This window comes from Paenibacillus sp. H1-7 (assembly GCF_022354825.1).
Classification (GTDB): Bacteria; Bacillota; Bacilli; order Paenibacillales; family NBRC-103111; genus Paenibacillus_S.
This window is the reverse complement of sequence record NZ_CP031168.1, coordinates 575,375-594,865: the sequence shown is the minus strand read 5'-3', so window position 1 is coordinate 594,865 and position 19,491 is coordinate 575,375. Positions and strand designations below refer to the sequence as shown.

General features: G+C 50.4%; 13 protein-coding genes and 1 rRNA gene. 2 read left to right on the top strand and 12 right to left on the bottom strand.

Annotated features, from left to right (window positions below):
- Positions 1–117: 117 nt before the first annotated feature.
- From DVH26_RS02875 to DVH26_RS02865, 3 genes are all read right to left on the bottom strand, one after another.
- Positions 118–1,650: ribosomal RNA gene (locus DVH26_RS02875) — 16S ribosomal RNA — on the bottom strand.
- A gap of 665 nt (positions 1,651–2,315) precedes the next feature.
- Complete coding sequence (locus tag DVH26_RS02870; protein WP_239631051.1) at positions 2,316–2,759, bottom strand: hypothetical protein; 444 nt, start codon at positions 2,757–2,759, stop codon at positions 2,316–2,318.
- Positions 2,760–2,871: 112 nt separating this feature from the next.
- Complete coding sequence (locus DVH26_RS02865) at positions 2,872–5,280, bottom strand: glycosyl hydrolase family 95 catalytic domain-containing protein (RefSeq protein ID WP_239631050.1); 2,409 nt, start codon at positions 5,278–5,280, stop codon at positions 2,872–2,874.
- Between the two features lie 168 nt (positions 5,281–5,448).
- Here DVH26_RS02865 and DVH26_RS02860 point away from each other — a divergent pair, with 168 nt between their 5' ends.
- The gene (locus DVH26_RS02860; protein WP_239631049.1) at positions 5,449–6,357 is read left to right on the top strand and encodes a helix-turn-helix domain-containing protein; all 909 of its coding nucleotides are present in this window, start codon (positions 5,449–5,451) and stop codon (positions 6,355–6,357) included.
- A gap of 99 nt (positions 6,358–6,456) precedes the next feature.
- On the top strand, positions 6,457–6,918 hold the full coding sequence (locus DVH26_RS02855) for a ferritin-like domain-containing protein (protein WP_239631048.1): 462 nt from the start codon (positions 6,457–6,459) through the stop codon (positions 6,916–6,918).
- Between the two features lie 68 nt (positions 6,919–6,986).
- On the opposite strand, the gene DVH26_RS02850 is transcribed toward DVH26_RS02855, so the two are convergent.
- From DVH26_RS02850 to DVH26_RS02810, 9 genes are all read right to left on the bottom strand, one after another.
- A complete protein-coding gene (locus DVH26_RS02850; RefSeq protein ID WP_239631047.1) occupies positions 6,987–7,841 on the bottom strand; it encodes a polysaccharide deacetylase family protein in 855 nt (284 codons plus the stop codon).
- Complete coding sequence (locus DVH26_RS02845; RefSeq protein ID WP_239631046.1) at positions 7,838–8,500, bottom strand: class I SAM-dependent methyltransferase; 663 nt, start codon at positions 8,498–8,500, stop codon at positions 7,838–7,840. Before DVH26_RS02845 ends, DVH26_RS02850 begins: the two co-directional genes overlap by 4 nt.
- A gap of 73 nt (positions 8,501–8,573) precedes the next feature.
- The gene (locus DVH26_RS02840) at positions 8,574–9,617 is read right to left on the bottom strand and encodes a GNAT family N-acetyltransferase (protein WP_239631045.1); all 1,044 of its coding nucleotides are present in this window, start codon (positions 9,615–9,617) and stop codon (positions 8,574–8,576) included.
- A gap of 7 nt (positions 9,618–9,624) precedes the next feature.
- Complete coding sequence (locus DVH26_RS02835) at positions 9,625–9,981, bottom strand: DMT family transporter (protein WP_239631044.1); 357 nt, start codon at positions 9,979–9,981, stop codon at positions 9,625–9,627.
- Positions 9,978–10,358 (bottom strand): DUF2304 domain-containing protein, encoded by a 381-nt coding sequence (locus tag DVH26_RS02830; RefSeq protein ID WP_239631043.1) that lies wholly within the window; start codon positions 10,356–10,358, stop codon positions 9,978–9,980. The genes DVH26_RS02835 and DVH26_RS02830 overlap by 4 nt, the downstream gene beginning before the upstream one ends.
- A gap of 5 nt (positions 10,359–10,363) precedes the next feature.
- Positions 10,364–11,077, bottom strand: a complete 714-nt coding sequence (locus DVH26_RS02825; RefSeq protein ID WP_239631042.1) for a glycosyltransferase family 2 protein — start codon at positions 11,075–11,077, stop codon at positions 10,364–10,366.
- Positions 11,037–12,374, bottom strand: a complete 1,338-nt coding sequence (locus DVH26_RS02820; RefSeq protein WP_239631041.1) for a glycosyltransferase family 39 protein — start codon at positions 12,372–12,374, stop codon at positions 11,037–11,039. Before DVH26_RS02820 ends, DVH26_RS02825 begins: the two co-directional genes overlap by 41 nt.
- A gap of 521 nt (positions 12,375–12,895) precedes the next feature.
- The gene (locus tag DVH26_RS02815) at positions 12,896–14,035 is read right to left on the bottom strand and encodes a response regulator (RefSeq protein WP_239631040.1); all 1,140 of its coding nucleotides are present in this window, start codon (positions 14,033–14,035) and stop codon (positions 12,896–12,898) included.
- Positions 14,036–14,169: 134 nt separating this feature from the next.
- On the bottom strand, positions 14,170–19,191 hold the full coding sequence (locus DVH26_RS02810; RefSeq protein ID WP_239631039.1) for an S-layer homology domain-containing protein: 5,022 nt from the start codon (positions 19,189–19,191) through the stop codon (positions 14,170–14,172).
- Between the last annotated feature and the right edge of the window lie 300 nt (positions 19,192–19,491).

The following is a 19,491-nucleotide window of genomic DNA, read 5'->3' as shown; positions in this document are numbered from 1 at the left end:
TGTCAGCGTGTTTTGAGAAGAATTAACCTCTCAAAACTGAACAACGAAGTGAGTGTTAGTTTGTGCAACCGAAGCTGCTTTATGTCCGATGACCTACAGTCATCATGGACTCCATAGAAAGGAGGTGATCCAGCCGCACCTTCCGATACGGCTACCTTGTTACGACTTCACCCCAATCATCTACCCCACCTTCGGCGGCTGGCTCCTTGCGGTTACCCCACCGACTTCGGGTGTTGTAAACTCTCGTGGTGTGACGGGCGGTGTGTACAAGACCCGGGAACGTATTCACCGCGGCATGCTGATCCGCGATTACTAGCAATTCCGACTTCATGCAGGCGAGTTGCAGCCTGCAATCCGAACTGAGACCGGCTTCTAAGGATTGGCTCCACCTCGCGGCTTCGCTTCCCGTTGTACCGGCCATTGTAGTACGTGTGTAGCCCAGGTCATAAGGGGCATGATGATTTGACGTCATCCCCGCCTTCCTCCGGTTTGTCACCGGCAGTCACTCTAGAGTGCCCAACTCAATGCTGGCAACTAAAGTCAAGGGTTGCGCTCGTTGCGGGACTTAACCCAACATCTCACGACACGAGCTGACGACAACCATGCACCACCTGTCTTGGGTGCTCCGAAGAGGGCGCCTATCTCTAGACGTTTCACCCAGATGTCAAGACCTGGTAAGGTTCTTCGCGTTGCTTCGAATTAAACCACATACTCCACTGCTTGTGCGGGTCCCCGTCAATTCCTTTGAGTTTCACTCTTGCGAGCGTACTCCCCAGGCGGAGTGCTTACTGTGTTTACTTCGGCACCAAGGGTATCGAAACCCCTAACACCTAGCACTCATCGTTTACGGCGTGGACTACCAGGGTATCTAATCCTGTTTGCTCCCCACGCTTTCGCGCCTCAGCGTCAGTTACGGTCCAGAAAGTCGCCTTCGCCACTGGTGTTCCTCCACATCTCTACGCATTTCACCGCTACACGTGGAATTCCACTTTCCTCTCCCGCACTCAAGTCATCCAGTTTTCAGTGCGATCCGGGGTTGAGCCCCGGGCTTAAACACCAAACTTAAATGACCGCCTGCGCGCGCTTTACGCCCAATAATTCCGGACAACGCTTGCCCCCTACGTATTACCGCGGCTGCTGGCACGTAGTTAGCCGGGGCTTTCTTCTCAGGTACCGTCACCCACAGGGCAGTTACTCCCCATGGCGTTCTTCCCTGGCAACAGAGCTTTACGATCCGAAAACCTTCATCACTCACGCGGCGTTGCTCCGTCAGACTTGCGTCCATTGCGGAAGATTCCCTACTGCTGCCTCCCGTAGGAGTCTGGGCCGTGTCTCAGTCCCAGTGTGGCCGATCACCCTCTCAGGTCGGCTACGCATCGTCGCCTTGGTAGGCCGTTACCCTACCAACTAGCTAATGCGCCGCAGGCCCATCTGCAAGCCACAGGTTGCCCCGTGTTTCATGATTCCCTCATGCGAGGAAACCAGCTATCCGGTCTTAGCTATCGTTTCCGATAGTTATCCCGGTCTTGCAGGCAGGTTGCCTACGTGTTACTCACCCGTCCGCCGCTATCCCCGAAGGGACCGCTCGACTTGCATGTATTAGGCACGCCGCCAGCGTTCGTCCTGAGCCAGGATCAAACTCTCCAATAAATTCCCCCAAAAAGTGAAGTGAACCTGCCGAAGCAAATTCCTATTACTTTTCGGGGACCCCACGAAACCATGAGGTTATTACCAGAGCTTGTCTTAAGCCCAAAATTCAATGCTAGCGAGAATTTGCATTCTCTATTTAACACTCACTCGTTGTTCAGTTTTCAAAGGACAATCGTTTCTTTTTCCCTCATCCGCTTCAGTAGCGGACAAGAATGTAATATAGCACATCTTGTCGATTCTTTGCAAGCTTTTTTTTCAATCATCTTGCTTGCCTTCGAACCTCGCATGCCGCTTTCGCAGCAGCGGTTTGTAATATACCACATTGCATTCGTCCATGCAAGCATTTCTTTTTTTCCATTCAAGGTATACTCCACATTGCTCAGAAAAAGCCGTCCTGCTTGATGTTCTCGATTCCAACGTTGCTTATCGCGGCGCCGGATTTGTAATATACCACATTGCATTTATCCATGCAAGCATTTCTTTTTTTCCATTCAAGGGATGTCCCGCATGCTCAGAAAAGCCGTCCTGCTTACTAGTTTCCATTGCCGCTCTCGCAACACCGGATTTGCAATATACCATGATCTGCACTTGGAATGCAAGCAAAACTTTTAACGGCCTTAATCGTGAACTAAAAAGGGGACTGTCTTCACAGTCCCCTCCCCCTTCTAATAAGCCCGTACCGCCACATTGTATCCGTAGTCAGTCCCGCCATTCCCGTTATCCGATACAATAGTAACAGTAAAATCATCGTACACTTGAGCGGGCGAGAACGTATTCAAAAATTGCCAATTGTTGCTCGCGCCGGTATGACCCGAAGCTACCAGCCTGTTGCTGGAGTTATAAATATAAATGGACATTCCTTTGTGATTCGTATCTTCAAGGTAGTATCGGATCGTACTTCCATAGGAAGGATCATAAGAAAAGGTGTATTCCTTTTCCCCGTTCGACGGCAGCGTTCCGCTTCGATTCAGCATTAGCTCTAATATAGTAATTTGTCCGGAACCGTTTACCGGATTCCCCGCCGCGTAAGTGTTTGCCTGAGCAAAACCAGTGGCCGGAACGGCGCTCAAAGCTAGAGCCGTCGTCAATATAAGCAGCTTTTTCATCATACACTCTCCTAGTCACTAGAATAATATGGAATAATTTGAATAATTACCCTGTCCATTATAGTAATCTAGGAGAGGTATTTCAATGCTTTTCATAGGAATTTTAATACAATCTTTATCCAACCACAGCCATAGTTTTGCCGCTGATTTGCAAGATCTGACCAGGCTTCATGCGAACATCGTAACAATTGGCACCCAAATGGGAAGGTGCGATACTAACCTCTTCACCGCTTAATGTATAAGTTTCGAATTCGGACGGCAGCTTAATAACGATCTCCGTTGTCCGCTGAGCTATGAGCTCTGCATGGAAGCTGCCGGCATTCCGGTCCCAGTCCATGGATACGGAGCCCGTACACATAGCGAGACCCGATACCTTCCCTTTGCTCCACTTGTCCGGGAGAGCCGGAAGCAGCTTTACCATCTTAGGCGATACATAGAGAAGCATTTCTTGAACGGCATTAACCCAGCCCATATTGGCATCCATCTGGATCGGGGCCTCCGTCATGTTCATGCAAACTCCCATATTGCGCCAGTCATTGTGCAGCGTGAAAAAGTTATTCAGCAAGCAGGATCTCGACAAAATATCCAGACATTCCAGCGCCTTGTTGCCGTCGCCCAGTCTCGCATAAATGGCCGCCATATGCACGAGCGACCAGCCGCTTTGGGCCCCTATCAAGCGCTTCTTGACCGCCGTCTCGAATGCTTCGAACACTTCGGGCTGCTCTTCCCTCGTAAATTCCTGGCCGGGGAAAATCGGGTAAATGTGAGACAAGTGCCGATGGTCGTACCTGTCGTCGAACGCTTCATGCATCCATTCCCTTATCGCTCCATCTTCATTGATCTGATACGAAGGAATGCGGTCAAGCATGCTTTCCCACTTCGGAATCTCTTCACCGTTCATGCCCGCTTCGCGGCTTCCTTGCACCAAATGCGTCAACAGCTCCTTCATCACAGCGAAGTCCATAGTGGCGTTGATGGTCGTAGGCATAGGATGCGCCAGAGGCCTTCCGTCTGTTGGCATGAAGTTTTGCGGCGTATTTTCCGGCGAAACGGACGGATAGTAGCTGTACATCCCATCGTCACCGACCACAAGGAAATCCTCGTAAAACAGCGCGACCTCTTTCATAAACGGCAGCACTTTATCAAGCAGGAATGAACGGTCGCCGGTGTACAAATAATATTCGTAATAATGCCTTGCCAGCCAACCGGCCGCGCTCGTCCAGTTCATAATGACCGGCACGATCTGGTTCGGCACCCCGATACCAGGCGTAGATCCCGCAGGAATATAAATCCCCCGGCAGCCGTATAGCTTCGCCGCATTGTCTCTGAAATCGTCCATCATGCTGTCATAGTAACGAATGAGCGCAGGCATAAGCTCTGCCAGTCCTCCTGCAGGTGCATGCCAGTACATCATCTGCACGTTCTCGTTAGCCATGTTGTGGCACCAGGTCAGGCGGTAATCCCCGCCCCAGAGGCCGTACATACCGAACGGATAACCTTCCGGCCGCGTACCGGAGATGAACAAATAGCGGCCATACGTCCACATTTTGCGGATAAGCTCGGTCGGCGCCTCTCCGTCATATGCATCCAGCAGCAGCTCTTCATTCGTCCGGTGGCCGTTGTCTGCCCGTTCTTCACCCAGCTGAAGATTAACGGTATGAAACAACCGGCCGTGCAGCCGGACATGAGCAGCCAGCAATGCATTGTAGTCCGCATTTAACTCAGCAAGCTCTTGCTGCAGCCTTCTCCAAGCGGCTTCCCGCTCCCCTTTGACGAACACTTTGGCCATGACAAGCACCTTGGAAGCTTGCTCAACACGAACTCCATTCCCTGAAACCGTCTGCCGCCCACCGGTAGGAATAACTCTCATTACGACGCCGAAGTCCGTCCCGTCATCATTTTGTGCGGCATAGTAAATAAAGTCATCCTCAGACCGAATCCGGACCGTATCCTCCAGTTCCTTGCATTTATCGGCCAGACGGGGGTTATCCGTAGCATGAAACGCCAGGCGAAATTCGCCTTGAATTGGAGTCCCGTCCGATCTCACTTCATATATAATCGCGTGGTCGGCCCGGGAAACGAACAATTGCCGCTCATAGGCAGCGCCGCCGTCCTTCCATGTCACCGATACTTCTCCGGTCTCCATATTTAGAGTTCTGCGATAAGCTCTAAACGCGTTCTCGCAAGGCATGATCAGCTTCAAATCGGCAACTGGGAACCTTGCAGCCAATCGGGTATTGTAGCCGTTCTCCTTGAGCGAGTTGGTCAAATTCCAGCTGGCTTCAAGGTACTTTTCCTCCGTCATGAGCTTTCGTGTCTCTGCGAGCGTATGACGCACATCCGGCACCGTATCCTTGTGTCCCCAATGCCACAAATCCTCGTGCGTGATCATGACCGTTTCTTCTTTCACCGCGCCATAGACGGACGCCCCAATCTCTCCGTTACCGGACGGGAGCCCTTCTCTCCACATATTTTTCCACCATGATGCAGGGTATTTTAATATAAGCTTGTTCGCGTTATTCATCCTTCTTGCCTCCTTACGGACCCTGTGCTCCGCTGTCAAATGATTGCCTTTTCATTATAGTCCGCGAATTTCGGGCGGTCTTTGCAATAAACCATTTCGATTTATCCTTTTTTCCAATATAATAATGGCAGATAACAATGTAATCGGAATTGAGGAGTGGATATAGGGATGAAAATTCCAATCTATCGTTTTCGCGTCGACTATTTAACCCAGTATTCGGACATTAACCCATTGCTGCTCTTCGCCCAAAAATACGTGTTCGGCTCCGGAGAACAATGCCCGCTTCGCATTTGTTATGCCAATGCCCTCGTTCTTGTGGAATCGGGCTCGGGTACCCTTCTCTTAAAAGATCAGGAATACTCGCTGCGTCCGGGATCAATGGTATATATTCAAGCGGGCGCCGTGCACCGATGGAGGTCGGATGAGCAGGATCCGATGGTGCATCGCTGCGCTTATTTCGATTGGAAATACGTAGACCGGCCGGATTTTAAGTATCAGAGGGATTATTTTCACGGCGCTGATTCATGTCGGAAGGAATTGCTGGCCCCGCCACCTGACCTGGCGCTTCAAGAGGTAACGAAAATCAACAACATCCCGTTGTGGGTATCCTACTACAACTCGCTCACCCCGCCGCCTGAAGTGCTCGGCAACCGCAATCCTTGGGATTCCCTGAAGTATAACGGCGCCTTCCAGACGTTCCTGCATCATTTCCTGACGTTTGCCATGAAACGTGAGGTGCTCTACGATCCCCGCATCAAAAAACTGCTTGAGCGCATTGAGGCCAGCCCGTTGGAGCTGAGCGAGCGTATGCTGTACGAATGGGCCAAGGAGCTCGGACTGGGAAAAAGCCGGTTTCACGATCTGTTTAAGACGGATACCGGCTACACGCCTAACGATTATTTAAAGAGGTTAACCTTTCACCACATTGCCGAGGATTTGTGCTTCTCCAACGCTTCGATAACGGAAATCGCAGAGAAGTACGGCTTTTCGTCGATCCATTATTTTTCCAAAGCGTTCCGTAACATGACGGGCTTATCGCCGACCGAGTATAAGGAGAAGTACCGGTCTCCTCTGTAGTCTCCTCTGTAGTCGCCTAGAGCCTTCCGCACCCAAACGCTTATAGGTGAATACCCTGTTACGAGTATTGAAATTAGAAAAAATGGCGGTGTTCCCACTATGTACGGCTTATCCTATGCCTCTCCTTGGCTTCATTCCCCGGCGCATTATCGCGATAACGAACAAGTGATCCAAATGATTCAAGAGTCTATCGAAGGCGAACGAAACGACGAGATGTTTTATGATGCACTAATCCGGCTTGCCCCGACAGAGCAGCAGAAGGACGTGATCCGCTCTATTCGGGATGATGAAAGAAAGCATCGGCAAATGTTCAGAAGCATGTACACGTATTTAACCGGCCAAGCGCCTGTCGTAAAGGAAGGAGAGGCCGAGACGCTCCCCGCAAGTTATGTGGATGGCATTGAGACAGCCCTGCTTGGCGAACTGAAGGCTTTTGAAAAATACAGAAAAATCTATTTGCAAATCGCACCCGAGCTTCGCAACTGGATGTTCGAAATTATGACTGACGAAATCAAACATGCTGGATATTACAATTGGCTTTACGCCAAGAACAAAAAATAACTCCCGGAGAGGCAAACGCCGGCTTGCCGTCTGGGCGCCCTGGTCTGTTCTCGGGAGTCGGGATTTCTTTATAGGTTCAACTGATGCTGCTGCTTCAAATGCTCCGTAATCGAAGTAAACCGGAAGCTGCGCATGATATTGTTCAGCTTGGACCGGGTACCGCGAACGTTGTAATAGTGGATAAAATGCTCCTTCGGCGGCAGGCTCAGCTTATGCTCGTTGGCATCAATCTCTCTCGGGTGCAAGTAGACGATGGAGCTTTTGCCCTGCTTGTTGGCGGAGCGGATAACCTGCTTGATGAAAAATTCCGGGAAAAACCGGAAGTAGAAGCCGCCGGAGTACCCCACATTTTTGCCGGTCAGGTTCATTACCGACATAGGCACCTCGTAGATTCCAAGCTCGCGTCCGTTCACTTTCGGCTTATGAATCTCCGTCGGAGCTGTAGGAATACCGTACAGAAACGTCTTCACCGGGAAAATACTCGCATCGTACTTCATCCCCAGCTCCTCAAGCGCTTCGAGATAATGAAGGTTGCTTTCGACGATCGACCACGACGGCGCCCGATAGCCGAGCACCTTCGTTCCGGTCAAATTCTCCAATATATCTACCGACTTCTTAACATCCGCCTTGAACTCGTCGAACGTCTGTTTATAAGCCAGCTCGTGTCCGTATCCATGGGAGGCCACATCATGACCTTCCCGGGCAATCGCCTGAACGACGTCCGGATAATTCTCCCCGATGCAGCCAAGCACGAAAAAGGTCGCTTTGCAGCCCGCATCCGAGCACATCTGCAGCAGCGTATCCATGTGCGCCCGGAAGCTGGAACCCTTGCTATAGTCCGGAATTACATTGTCGTAGTTGGCATGAAACCATTCCTCGATATCAAAGGTGAGCATATTGTTCACAGGTGCTGAATTCGTCAACGTTTCTTGACTCCTTTTATAGCGAACGAAGTGCATAGCATATTGGACAAGCTTCCATCTCCGCTGCTGCGGGTTACAAATTTGAATGGATGGTACATTTTCAAAAACTGGATATCTTCAAACCCGCACTGGGTGAATACGCTTTTCAGCTCGTCCAGCGCATACATCTGATCGAATTTTTTGCTTTTCTCGAACAGCCGAAGCACTTTCCGTTGGATTGACCCTTTGTGGAGCGTTTGAATCAGCAGCGTACCACCCGGTTTGGTCACACGCGCCAGCTCCTGGATTACGGACAAGTACTGCTCGATCAGCTGGATAACGCCGATGCACAGCACCACGTCGAACTTGCCGTCCTCGAAGTGCAGGTTCGTCAGGTCATCGGTCTGTGTAATCAGTCCGCGGGCAGCGGCATGCTCCAGGCTTTTTTCGGAAAAGTCGACTCCGTACACCTTGTTATGCTTCACCAACGGCTCGCTGAAGGCACCTACGCCGCAGCCTGCATCCAAAACTTCCTTGCCTTTGCATTCTCCCAGCCACTGCAAGGTGTGGTCTCGCTGCATGAAGAAGCTTTCCTCATTGAAGTAGTCGGATGATTTGACCGACGCTCCGTGCGTTTCCGCTTTATTGTCAAAGTACTGCTTCCAATTCAAATTGCTCATTAGTTTGCATCCTCCGATAGTGTAACTGTCAAGAACACCGTTAGTAAATGGATTGAATCCGGCTAAGCTTGCTTTATGGCATTAAATATTTGATCAGACGCTTCCCTGCTTCATTCGTTATGAATGCGGGAGCAGCTTTCCACAGATTAATAAAAAAGCTCAAGCTTTCCTTATCGGGAGCACCCGCCCCTTCGCTTCCTCCGCCGTAGACGAGATACTTGAGCTGTTCAGGCTTCGCACCCCACTGCCCTTTGTATTTATACGTTCCCGAGCCGGTCTGCGACCTGCCGAGATCGAGCCGCTTCAATCCGCTGCGAATCCCGAACCGTACAGCCTCCCAATACATGAAATTGTTCAAGTATTTATTGTTGTATTCGGTCAGGTTCGCGCCATACGGATAAAAGAGCGTTCCGTCCCCCGGACTGGTCAGAAGCAGCATGCCTCCGACGACATCCCCAGTTTGCCGGTCGATTACGGTCAGCAAATGGCTGTTGTCGGGCAGCAGCTCGAAAAACCGTTTGAAATAACGGATATCCGGCGACGGCGAGCCTAGCTGTTTCATTCTTCGGACATATACTTTATAAAAACGTTCCAAATGTCCGGGATCGAAGGACGCTTCGAACCAGTTATTCTTATAAGCCTTCCTTACATGATTCCGGTTGCTCGAGGTGGATAACGCCAGCACCTTCTCCTCGTCCTCTTCCAGCGGAAGCACGAACGTATGATTATGAAGGTTCAAGCTCCAATCGGGACTCTCCAGTTTCTGCTCTTTCAGCCGCAGCTCAATATATCCAAGACGATGCTCGTCCTTAATTCGAACCAAACATTCCAGAGAATAGTTAAAAGCTTCTTCGTCGGCGGCACAAATGTCCATGTAATTCACGAACGGAAGCGCCATACCTGCTTTTTTCAATCCAAGATTGCGGCCCTCTACCAAAGGAAGTAACGCGCAAATGCGGTTGCCGCTATCGACGACGGCATGGTATCTGCACTTGTAGCCGAATGAATCGATCAAAATTTGCCGGAAAGCGATGGTATGAAAGATCGTACCCCGGGACAACGCCAGTCGGTCCCATTCTTCCTTGAGGGACTCGGTATAGGCAACACACCTGAACATGAGCTCGTTATCCTTTCATCCATATAATGACGCCGATCATGATGATGACGCAGCCGGCCCACTTCATCATGCTTATTTGCTCGTGGAAAATCAGAATGGAAGCAAGAATAAGCAAAACGTACTGAATACTGGACACGAACGTAACGTAACTCAGGTCAAACTGGGACAGGCAGTAAATCCATACAAAAGCAGCTAACGCGTATAACGCAAAGCCCAGCACGATGATCGGCGATGTCAAGTAGCCGATCAGGATCGCCATCAGCCCATTGTCGAATTGAACCGACCGGCCGCCGATTTTGAGCAGCGTCTGTGCGGCAACCGTCATGGTCACGCTGCCAAACAGCATAATGTATTTAAGTATCATTTGTTCTCTTGTAATTTCCTTTCGAGTTCCTCCAGCTTGAGCTTGGTTAATCCCAGCTCTTGTGTCAAAGCTTTGTTGTGCATCTTCAATCCCGAAATGCTGACGCTCATATTAAGCAGCAGCAAAAACGCGCAGGCAATGAGAATCGCAAAAAACGCCGATGGAGCATAATAGACACCGATCAAATCGGAAAATGAATCCATAAGATCCGTGAAAAGGGACATCAAAAGCGTGAATAGACCGATAAGGAACCAGACTAACGAATATTTTTCCTTGATCATTCTTGCCCGGACCATCAGGAAGACCGAAACCATAATAATAAGACTGAACACGATGCCCATAATCTGAAAGCTGTACAAATGATACCCTCCATCCATTTCTATCACCACCTTGTCCTTGTATAGGAGAAGAGGATGGATAGGATAACCTTAGCCATATAATACGGGCTTTTGATCGGGGTGATCGAAGACGCCCCGTGTTCACGCTCTCTCATTTCGACGCCGACCTCGGAAATGCTCAGGCCGTATTTTTTCAGTACGATAATGGCATCCGGCTCGGGATAATCGTCGGGATAATACCGGCTCAACAATTCGATGCTCCTGCGGTTATAAATACGGAAGCCCGACGTACTGTCGGTAACCTTCGTCTTGATAAGCATCCGAAACAGGACATAGAACACTTTGATGCCCAATCTGCGCGACCATGTCGTGCGGTACGACTTGATATCGAGAAACCGCGAACCAATGACCATGTCGCAGCCGCTTCGAGTCATGGCATCGAGCAGCTTCTCCACTTCCCGGGGAATGTGCTGACCGTCGCCGTCGATCTGCACCATGTAATCGTATCCGTTCCGGTTGGCATACTTGAAGCCGGTTTGCACCGCGCCCCCGATCCCCAGATTGAACGGCAGATCGACAACCTTAACCCCATCCGTCAGCCGTGCATTGGTCGACGTGTTATCCAGGGAGCAGTCGTTAATGACCAAAATGTCATATTCGGTCCCTTGGACGCTCTCCCGAATATCCCGGATGACTTTGGTTATGTTGTTCTCTTCATTAAAAGCCGGAATCACTATCAATACTTTTCCTTTTTCCATATCGGCTCAGCTTCCCTGTTTGTTTTTTTGCGGTAATAATAGCCAACTCGATGATTTTGTCCGCCCCGTACCTTCGGATGAGAGCGATGCCTCCCTTAATGATTTGATCCGCCCCATAAGCGGCGGCAATGGCGATGAAAGGGACGGCCGGCGCGCGGTACCGGTACATAGCGTCGATAAACAGCAATATGCAAAATACGAAAACGGCAAGAATGATAAGCCAAATGACGGAAGCTCTTCGAAACACTCCGTTGACAACAGCTGCAGCCGTTCCCGCCAAAAATAATAGAACCGGCATCGATTCCTTAATAAATTTGACGACGCCGAGCAGGCTCGTAAGATCGGTCGTCCATACCCATCGGCCCATAAAAGCAAGCACTCGTTTGGCGTACAGGATGGACACGTCATCCCAGTTATTAACCAGGAAGCTCAAGATGAGACTGTTAAAGATGTTGATCGTATAATCAGGCCTGTAGTAGTGATCGTACGGTGTCGATTTGTCGTAAATCCATCCTTTGGCGTATATATTATACAACACCATTTTGGCATTAAACTGTAAAGATGTTATTAAAGGATCGAGCTTGCCGACAACCAGCAGATAGACTCCTATTGCCGCTAACGTTGTCACGACGCCGCCCAGGGCAAAGCGGTAGCGCTTGATGAAACCGAAGATCGTTTTGTGATGCATGCGGATAAGAATATAGATGATAATGAAGGCGATCGTGATGACGCCGGTAGGGCGAAATACAACCATGTATAGTGATGTTAAGGCGAAAAGCACTTTGTATAGCTTTTTATTGGATTCGAATACTTTAAGAAGGAAATAAATGCATAGAAGCAGAAGGCTTATAAAAAAGCTGTCCGAAAGGATATACGTTGTCCACAATGTAATATCGTAGGCACTGTAATAGAAATAAGAAGCTATGATGGCCGTCAAGCGATTAAATAACATTCTTGAGATTTTAAAGACCAGAATGACGCTCAAGCCTGCGGTTACCGCCTGAACAAAAACTATGGCAACCGGGTCTTTAAACAGGGCCAGAAGAAGCGTTAGAAGAATATTGTAGCCGAGATACATCAGGTCGTTCATATGCAAGCCGATGGAAAAATTCGTCATCAAAGCGTTTGCATAATCAAGATACCATTGGCTGTCGTCCGATTTCGGAAACCCTTTGCCAGAGTGGTACAGCCACAAGCAGTGGCCGACAATCTTGTCAAGAGCCAGAAGAACGAGCGGAATGGTGAATATAAAATCACGGTTTTTGAGCTTATTATATATATAATATAGTCGGTGCACTGTTTACACAACTCCAAATTTTCATAATGTGTAAAGCGGTTTCTTTCGGTAATGTAATTTGGATATGGAGCACAATTTGACCTCGCTCTGAAGCAGTTTGCTCTATTGGATAATCACCTCGTAAAAGTTATAAGATAACCCCTGCCAAACCCGTCTTTCCATCAAGCACCCCTCTTTTTTCTCTAAAGCGTTTCTATGTGTTTTTGAACTATATTTTTCGACGCATCTCAACAGTTTTCCTGCCGTATATCGGGTTTAAGAATTTATTTTTTTTATTTTTGTAAACGCATCCAACCGAAAGAAACCTTGGAAAAACCAGGGTCCCGTCTCCCGGCGTTTTGCAAGGCTCAAACCGAGGCGGAGCGAGGCGTTCCTCTTCCTGTTTCATACATATAACTATATGTCCTCCTTTAGAACTATAGCACCGCCGTACCTGAAGCTTACACGAAAAAAAGGCCGCTGCCCCACTTTCAGGAAGGGCTTGGCCTTTTTCATCAAGCTCGCTGCAAATCAAAATGCTCCTATTCGCGCGACCGCTGATGAAGCGGTCTCCATCGGTCATACCATTGTTGGATGGTTTCGTTAGGAGCCGCATCCATCTCTTCTTCCAGCACCCGGATCAATCGTCTGTACTGATCTTCCACGGCGGTCTGCTCCTGCAGCCGGTCATATAATTTCATCAATGAGAAATAAGTGTCTTCCAAATACGGATTCTTCAGCTGAAGCCGATGGTACACATTGACCGCCTCGGTCAGCCTGTGATGCCGGTCGTAATATTCCCCGAGCCGCTGCGCATGCTGCAGCCACATCATATGAAGTCTCTGCCGCTCATTCTCGGCCCATAAATAGCCGCAATCCGCCAGGTAATCGCCCGTATAGGCCTCCATCAGACGCAGATGATCATTCGCGTTGGCAGCGGATATAGGCTCCAGCCTGGATATTTCCCGCTCCCACTCCTCGACATCGATTCGGGTCGCTCCTGCGTCCAGAACATAGCCGTCTTTCATGCTGACGCTGCGGATTTCTATCGCCACGCCCATTCGCTTCAAGTCCTGCCGCACCTGGTAGATCGTCGTATACAGCAGCGTCGTGGCTTTCCTCAGCTCCAGCTCCGGCCACAGCAGCTCAAACAGAGCCTCCTTGCGCACCACTTGCCCTCTATTATGAAGCAAATTAGCAAACAGCTCCTGCGCTTTGGCGGTACGCCACCGGGAAGCCTCCGTTCCAGCGCCCGGCACTTCGATTTGTAGCGATTGCAGGCACCGGATGAGTACAGGCGCTTCTTCCGGCGCCTTCTTGCCGCCTGCATACTGATGCAGCCTTTGTACCGTTCTCGCCAGCCGGTCCTTCTGCAAAGGCTTCAGCACATAATCCATAGCGCTGAGCTCAAACGCCTGAATCGCATATTCATCGTAAGCGGTAATGAATACGATCTCGATATCCGGGCAAGCTTCCTGCAACCGTTCGGCTGCCGTCAATCCAGAGATCCCCGGCATGTGGATGTCCAGGAATGCCACATCCGGCTGCAGCCCGCCCGCCGCCTCGATCGCTTGCTCAGGATCCATATAGGAGCCGATGACATCGACTCCCTGTATATTCGTCAGCATCTTGCCGAGCTGCAGCAAAGCAAGATGTTCATCGTCCACAAGTATCGCCCTCATCCGTCCCTATCCCCCTGTATTAGAGCTTCTCTTTAGTGTATCGGTATCGGCAGGCGGATTTATTACAAAAGAAAACCGGCGGCACATGGATAGGCTCCATGCACCGCCGGTTGGTTCAGTCATTGCGTTCCGTTTTATTGCACATGATCCTCGATCTTGCTCTTGTACGTCTCGCTGCCGTCGTTATTACGGTTCGACTCGTGCGAGACGGTCGCTTCCTGTACGTCGCCGAAGCCCCAATGGCTCTCCGCCACGTCAGGGAATTGCGCAGGCATTCCTTTCAACGGACCGCGATAAAGCATCCGGTTGATCATAGTTACCGCTTCGACCCTGCGGATATGATCCTGCGGCTTGAACGTTCCATCCGGATAACCGGAGAGGAATTTGCCGCGGTAGAGAGCCTCAATCGCATCGGCAGCCCAGTGGCCTTGCACATCCGAGAAATGAGCCTCTCCCGCAGCGCCCGATTTCAATTCCAGGAAGCGCGCCATAACCGAAGCCAGCTCGCCTCTTGTCACCTGCGCTTCCGGACGGAAGCTTCCGTCCTCAAAGCCGCCGAAGTAACCGTGCTTCGTAGCGATCTTCACGTAATTCGCCGCCCAGTGCTGTTCTTGCACATCCGAATAAGAGAGCGGTCCATCCACCTTATCGTTCTCCGTCAGACGGGCAACGATAGCTGCCAGCTCAGCCCGCGTAAGCGAGTTGTCCGGCTTGAATTGTCCGTCCGGATAGCCGAGAATGTACCGTTGATGCTTCAACGTTCCAAAGCGATCGGAGAATACGTTCAGCTTAACCGAGGAATCCGCTTGAACAGGATCAGCGGTATTTCCATTGGCAGCGAATTGCCCCGGAATCTCAAATTCCGTATTGGCAGCCGTCAGCATCGGCCATTTCACAAAGACCTTGTAGCTTCCTGCTTGTCCGCCCTGCACATTAGCTACCTTCCATGTGATCGTTTTTCCATCCAATGTGCCTCCATCGGCACTGACCAGCTCCGCTCCTTCCGGAAGCGTCACTTTGATCTCGCCGCTGTCCAGCGTTGTGGAGGACAAGTTTTTGTAGTCGACCGTAATGGTGGTTTGATCGCCTTCTTTGATCAGGTTTTTGTCTACAGAGAGAGCCAGCGTTACTTCAGGCTTAGCCGGAATAACCGCTCCTCCGGAGGAAGAATGCCCGGACGATCTGCGCGGAATCAAGGCAAAATCCCGTTTTACGATCTCGCGTTCCACGCTGATGATTTCACTTGTTTGCTGCTCATATCCAGCCTTAGTAACTACAAGATAATAATCCGTATGAGGATAAACCATGTAAGCGTAGAAGCCCGCCTTGTCACTCAGCTGCTCCGGACTCTTGTTGTTGTGCGGCGGGAAATCTTTTTGTTCTGGCAATACCACGCCTGTTCCAGGCACCAAGCCTTTGTCTTTGTTTCTTTGCGTATCGGCATAATACAGCATGACTTGAGCGCCTTCAATCGGCTGCTTCGTATAAGCGTCCGTAATGTGGCCGTATGGATCGACCAGCTCTTGCGAAATGTTCATTTCCCCGTCGGCCGTCACTTTAACGGTTCCGCGTTGGATAATCAGCTCTTGGCCAGGCGCTACTTCAAAACGGATTTCCAAGGTGTACACGGTATCCTTAGTCAAACCGTTCGCGTTGAACACGCCTTGTCCTTGCAGCTCAAAGCCTGTTGGAGTGCCGTCTTCGCTTTGCGAAATATAATTGCCGGCAGGATCCTTCAGGTATACTTTCATTTTCGATACCATGCTGCCGTCAAACAGACTGGAGCTGCCATCCGGCTTTTTCACAAGCACGATGCCGGTTACGGTTTTCTCGGAATCGAAATTTTCGTTTCCGGAGCCCGATGCCTTGCCAACTTGCGCTTTCTGACTATACGTTACCGGGGTTTCTACTCCTCCGATGGTAACCATTTGGGTAAACTCCAGGTTGTACTCGCGGTCTCCTTCAGGAACAGGAAGCGAGTAAGAGCCGTCCGCTTGAGTAACAATCGTCTGATCGAAGTCTACACCTTGCTCGATTTTGCCGTCGCCGTTCAGATCCAAAGTGACTCGGACCGTAGCTCCTGCAACCGGCTCGTGAGTGCCGCCTTTGGTAAGAACGCCGCTAATGGTCGGCGGCAGGAATGTGATCTCGATCTGATCTTGTCCCTTCAGGCCCTTCTGCGTATCGAGTACGGTGGCTTTGACCGGGATCTTCTGCTCGGCAGTACCCGTAATTTTCTGAGACTTGAAGGTAACCGATGCATTTCCTTGGCTATCCGTGATCGCACGGTCCGAACCTACGAACGAGCCCGTTCCTTCCGGCGCGCTGAACACAACTTCGACACCAGCTACCGGTACCCCGTTGTCATCCTTCAGCGATGTGGTCAATACCGTGGTCGATTTGCCGTCTCCGAGCAGCTTGTCCGGATTGGCTTGCAAATCCAGGATAGCAGGACCAGGAACTAGGAACTTGTTATCACCAAGCTTTGCTGCAGGCTCTGCAGGCAGGACCGTCTGATCCGCCGCTTTAGCCGCAAAGCTTACGGTATATTCGCCCTTGGCCGTTCCTTCAGGAAGAATAAATGTGGCCGTTTCCCACTTCTTGTAGCCGTCCGCCGCATAAGTAGCCGGGTTCGCAAGCGTCAGTGGAACCTGCGTTCCGTTCACGGTCGCGATGACTTCCGCAGCATCCGTCGAGCTTACCGCAGTCAGAGGCAGCACATATCCCGGAATGATCTTCACGGCTCTTGTATCACCCTGCGGCTTGCCGCCTGCCCAGCCGTCCAATGTTTTGTTCACTTTGATATTTACGGTAGCAGGCTGGCTCTTCTGACCATCAGAGTCCGTGACCGTAAAGGTAAAGCTGTCCTCTCCGGTAAATCCCGGATTCGGCTTGTAAATCCATGTATTCCCGTAAGGATTATTGCTTGCTGCCGGTTCTAACGTCCCTTTCGCCGGCTGGGACTTGATTCCGTAGACTAACCCGGTTACCGACTCCATGTCGGCCCCTTTCAGCACGATAGTGATCTCCTGACTGCCCTCTTCGGCACTGACCGAAATAGGCTGGGCAACTGGAACACCGTTATAGGCAATATTCACTCGTGCCGGATTCTCGGAGTATTGCTTGCCGTCCGTAGCGGTCCAGTCAAACGTTACAGTGCCGCCGTTCGGCAAACCCGGCGATGGATGGAACTTCAAGCTGTCCAGCTGCGCCTTGGTGAGGGCTGCCGTCGTAACCGGGGAAATATAGACCGCACCGGAGACGGAGGTGTACCACAGCTTGCCTAACGAATCGAAGTTGTTCGGTAAAGTAATCTTCACCTGCGACAAGACGTCGGCGTCCAAATCCGTGTAGGAAGGCGCCAAGGCGAAATCAGCCGAACTAAAAGGAATCACCGCTCCAGTCAGTCCCGTTTTGCTAATCGATTGAATCACCGGCGGGTTATTGATCTGGATCGTGACCGTTTTCCCGGTTCGAGCATACTGCGTACCGTCGGAGCCGTTCCAATCGAACGTAACCGTTCCGGCCTGTCCTGCATTCGGAATGAATTGCAATTGTCCGAGCTGGGATGCAGGAATTTCTTGACCTTGGGTGACATCCGTTGCACTCGCGCCGTTTACAAGAACAAGCTTGCCCTTGTCGGGATCCGGCAGCGTTACGAATTTCACTTTATTTAAAGGAGCCGTTTCCGTATCGGCATAGCTGTTTGCAAACTCAGCCTGGGTAAATGGTACCGACACGCCTTTGTTCGCATCCTTCACAATCGGATCGATGGTCGGAGCGGCGTTGGCTTTAATCGTAATATCGGCATCGATAAAAGCGTATTGCTTACTGTCATATCCGTTCCACTTGAAGGAAGCGGAACCGGTGAAGCCTGGTTCGCCGGAAGCCGGAATAAATTTCAGCGTACCGAGGTCCGCTTTATTTATTTCCAAGCCAGCTGCGACATCCGTTATCGGATCCGTCCCGTTATCGATAACCAGCTTTCCTTTGCTTGCATCTAGAAGCGTTACGATCTTCACTTTTTGCAGCTGAGTCCCGTTCGCTTCTCCATTTACCTTGAAATAGTTCGTTTCGAATTCATTTGGCGTAAAAGCAACCGGATCATATTGAAGCCCCTGCTTGACGAAGCTGTCCGCCAAAGGATCGAACGTGGAAATTCGGAACAAATGCTGAGCTTTGCCCGGATTCGGATCGTCTGTCGCATTGCCGCCACGGTCATCGAACAAAATGATGTTTACATAATATGGATCATTAGGATTCAAATTCGAACCGAGCTCAATTCCCGCCCACGGCTTTTCTACGCCTGCCGTACTGCCGTTAAAGCGCTTGGTCTCCGTGTCCAGATTCTGTTCATCCACACTACCGTCCGGATTCACGACTGGCTTGATCAAGCTGACCTCCATATCGAAGTTCCCGGATACTTTCGGAATAAATGCCGTATCCAGCTTGAGCTTGCCGCCCTCAATCTTAATGTTCCCTTTCGTAATTTCTCCGGATTCCCGGCTGCCTCCATCAATAATCAGCTGGCCCCAATCGACTTGTACGATCCAGCCGCCGTTGAAGCTGCCGGCATTATAGTAGTGATGCGTCGACAGACCGACGTAATAATCTGAAGCCGATGTAATTCTGCTCGGATCAAGATTCAATACTGTCGTATTCCATTTTTCGTTGTTTCCCGATAGCGCACCGGCGTACGCCGATTTCGGGAACTCTTTTCTGTAATTACCGGCAGTAAAATTGGAAGGCCAGTTTGTATAGGGAGCTCCCAATTGAATATCCGCGGGGTTGTCGGAGAAATAAACCCGATCCCATTCTCCCGTGCCGTTGGTACCGTCGTATTCATCCACGTCCAGCGCCCGTACAAGCAAATAGGCATCTTTCTGCGGCTGTTTGTCTACTCCTGTAATTTTAAAATTAATAGGATACTTCGCATCGCCGTTGCCGATTTTGAGATCCATATTTTTGTTCGAGCTGTCGGGTACTCCGCTGCCGGTTGCATCGCCGTTCCAATTATCGTCGTCCGTGAAATAGCTGCCTCCCTGCACGCCCGCTGATGCTCCGCCGGCCGCTAACGCCGGCGTTATCAGGTTAATGATCATGAGCATCATTAATACCAGTGACACGATACTTTTTCTTTGAAGCCTTTTTACCACTGCCTGTCCTCTCCTCTCGATATAACCGTTCTCCCTTGCCTGCTTGTCAGTGCTCTGGTCGTTTCAATCTCGTTATCCGTCCTTCCTCCTATTCGTAGTCCCAATGACCTAGGTTCATAAGTACCTATTATAGTAGGAGGCACTGAACAAAATCTGAACAAATTCGACATTCCTCGCCAAAAACCAGGTAAAAAGAAACAGACGCCCCGGAGCTGTCCCTAGGAAAACTGGCATCGTAAGGGGGATACCCCTCCATCCTAAACTTTTTGGAGTAAAAGCAGGTTTCTCGACAGCCTGGGA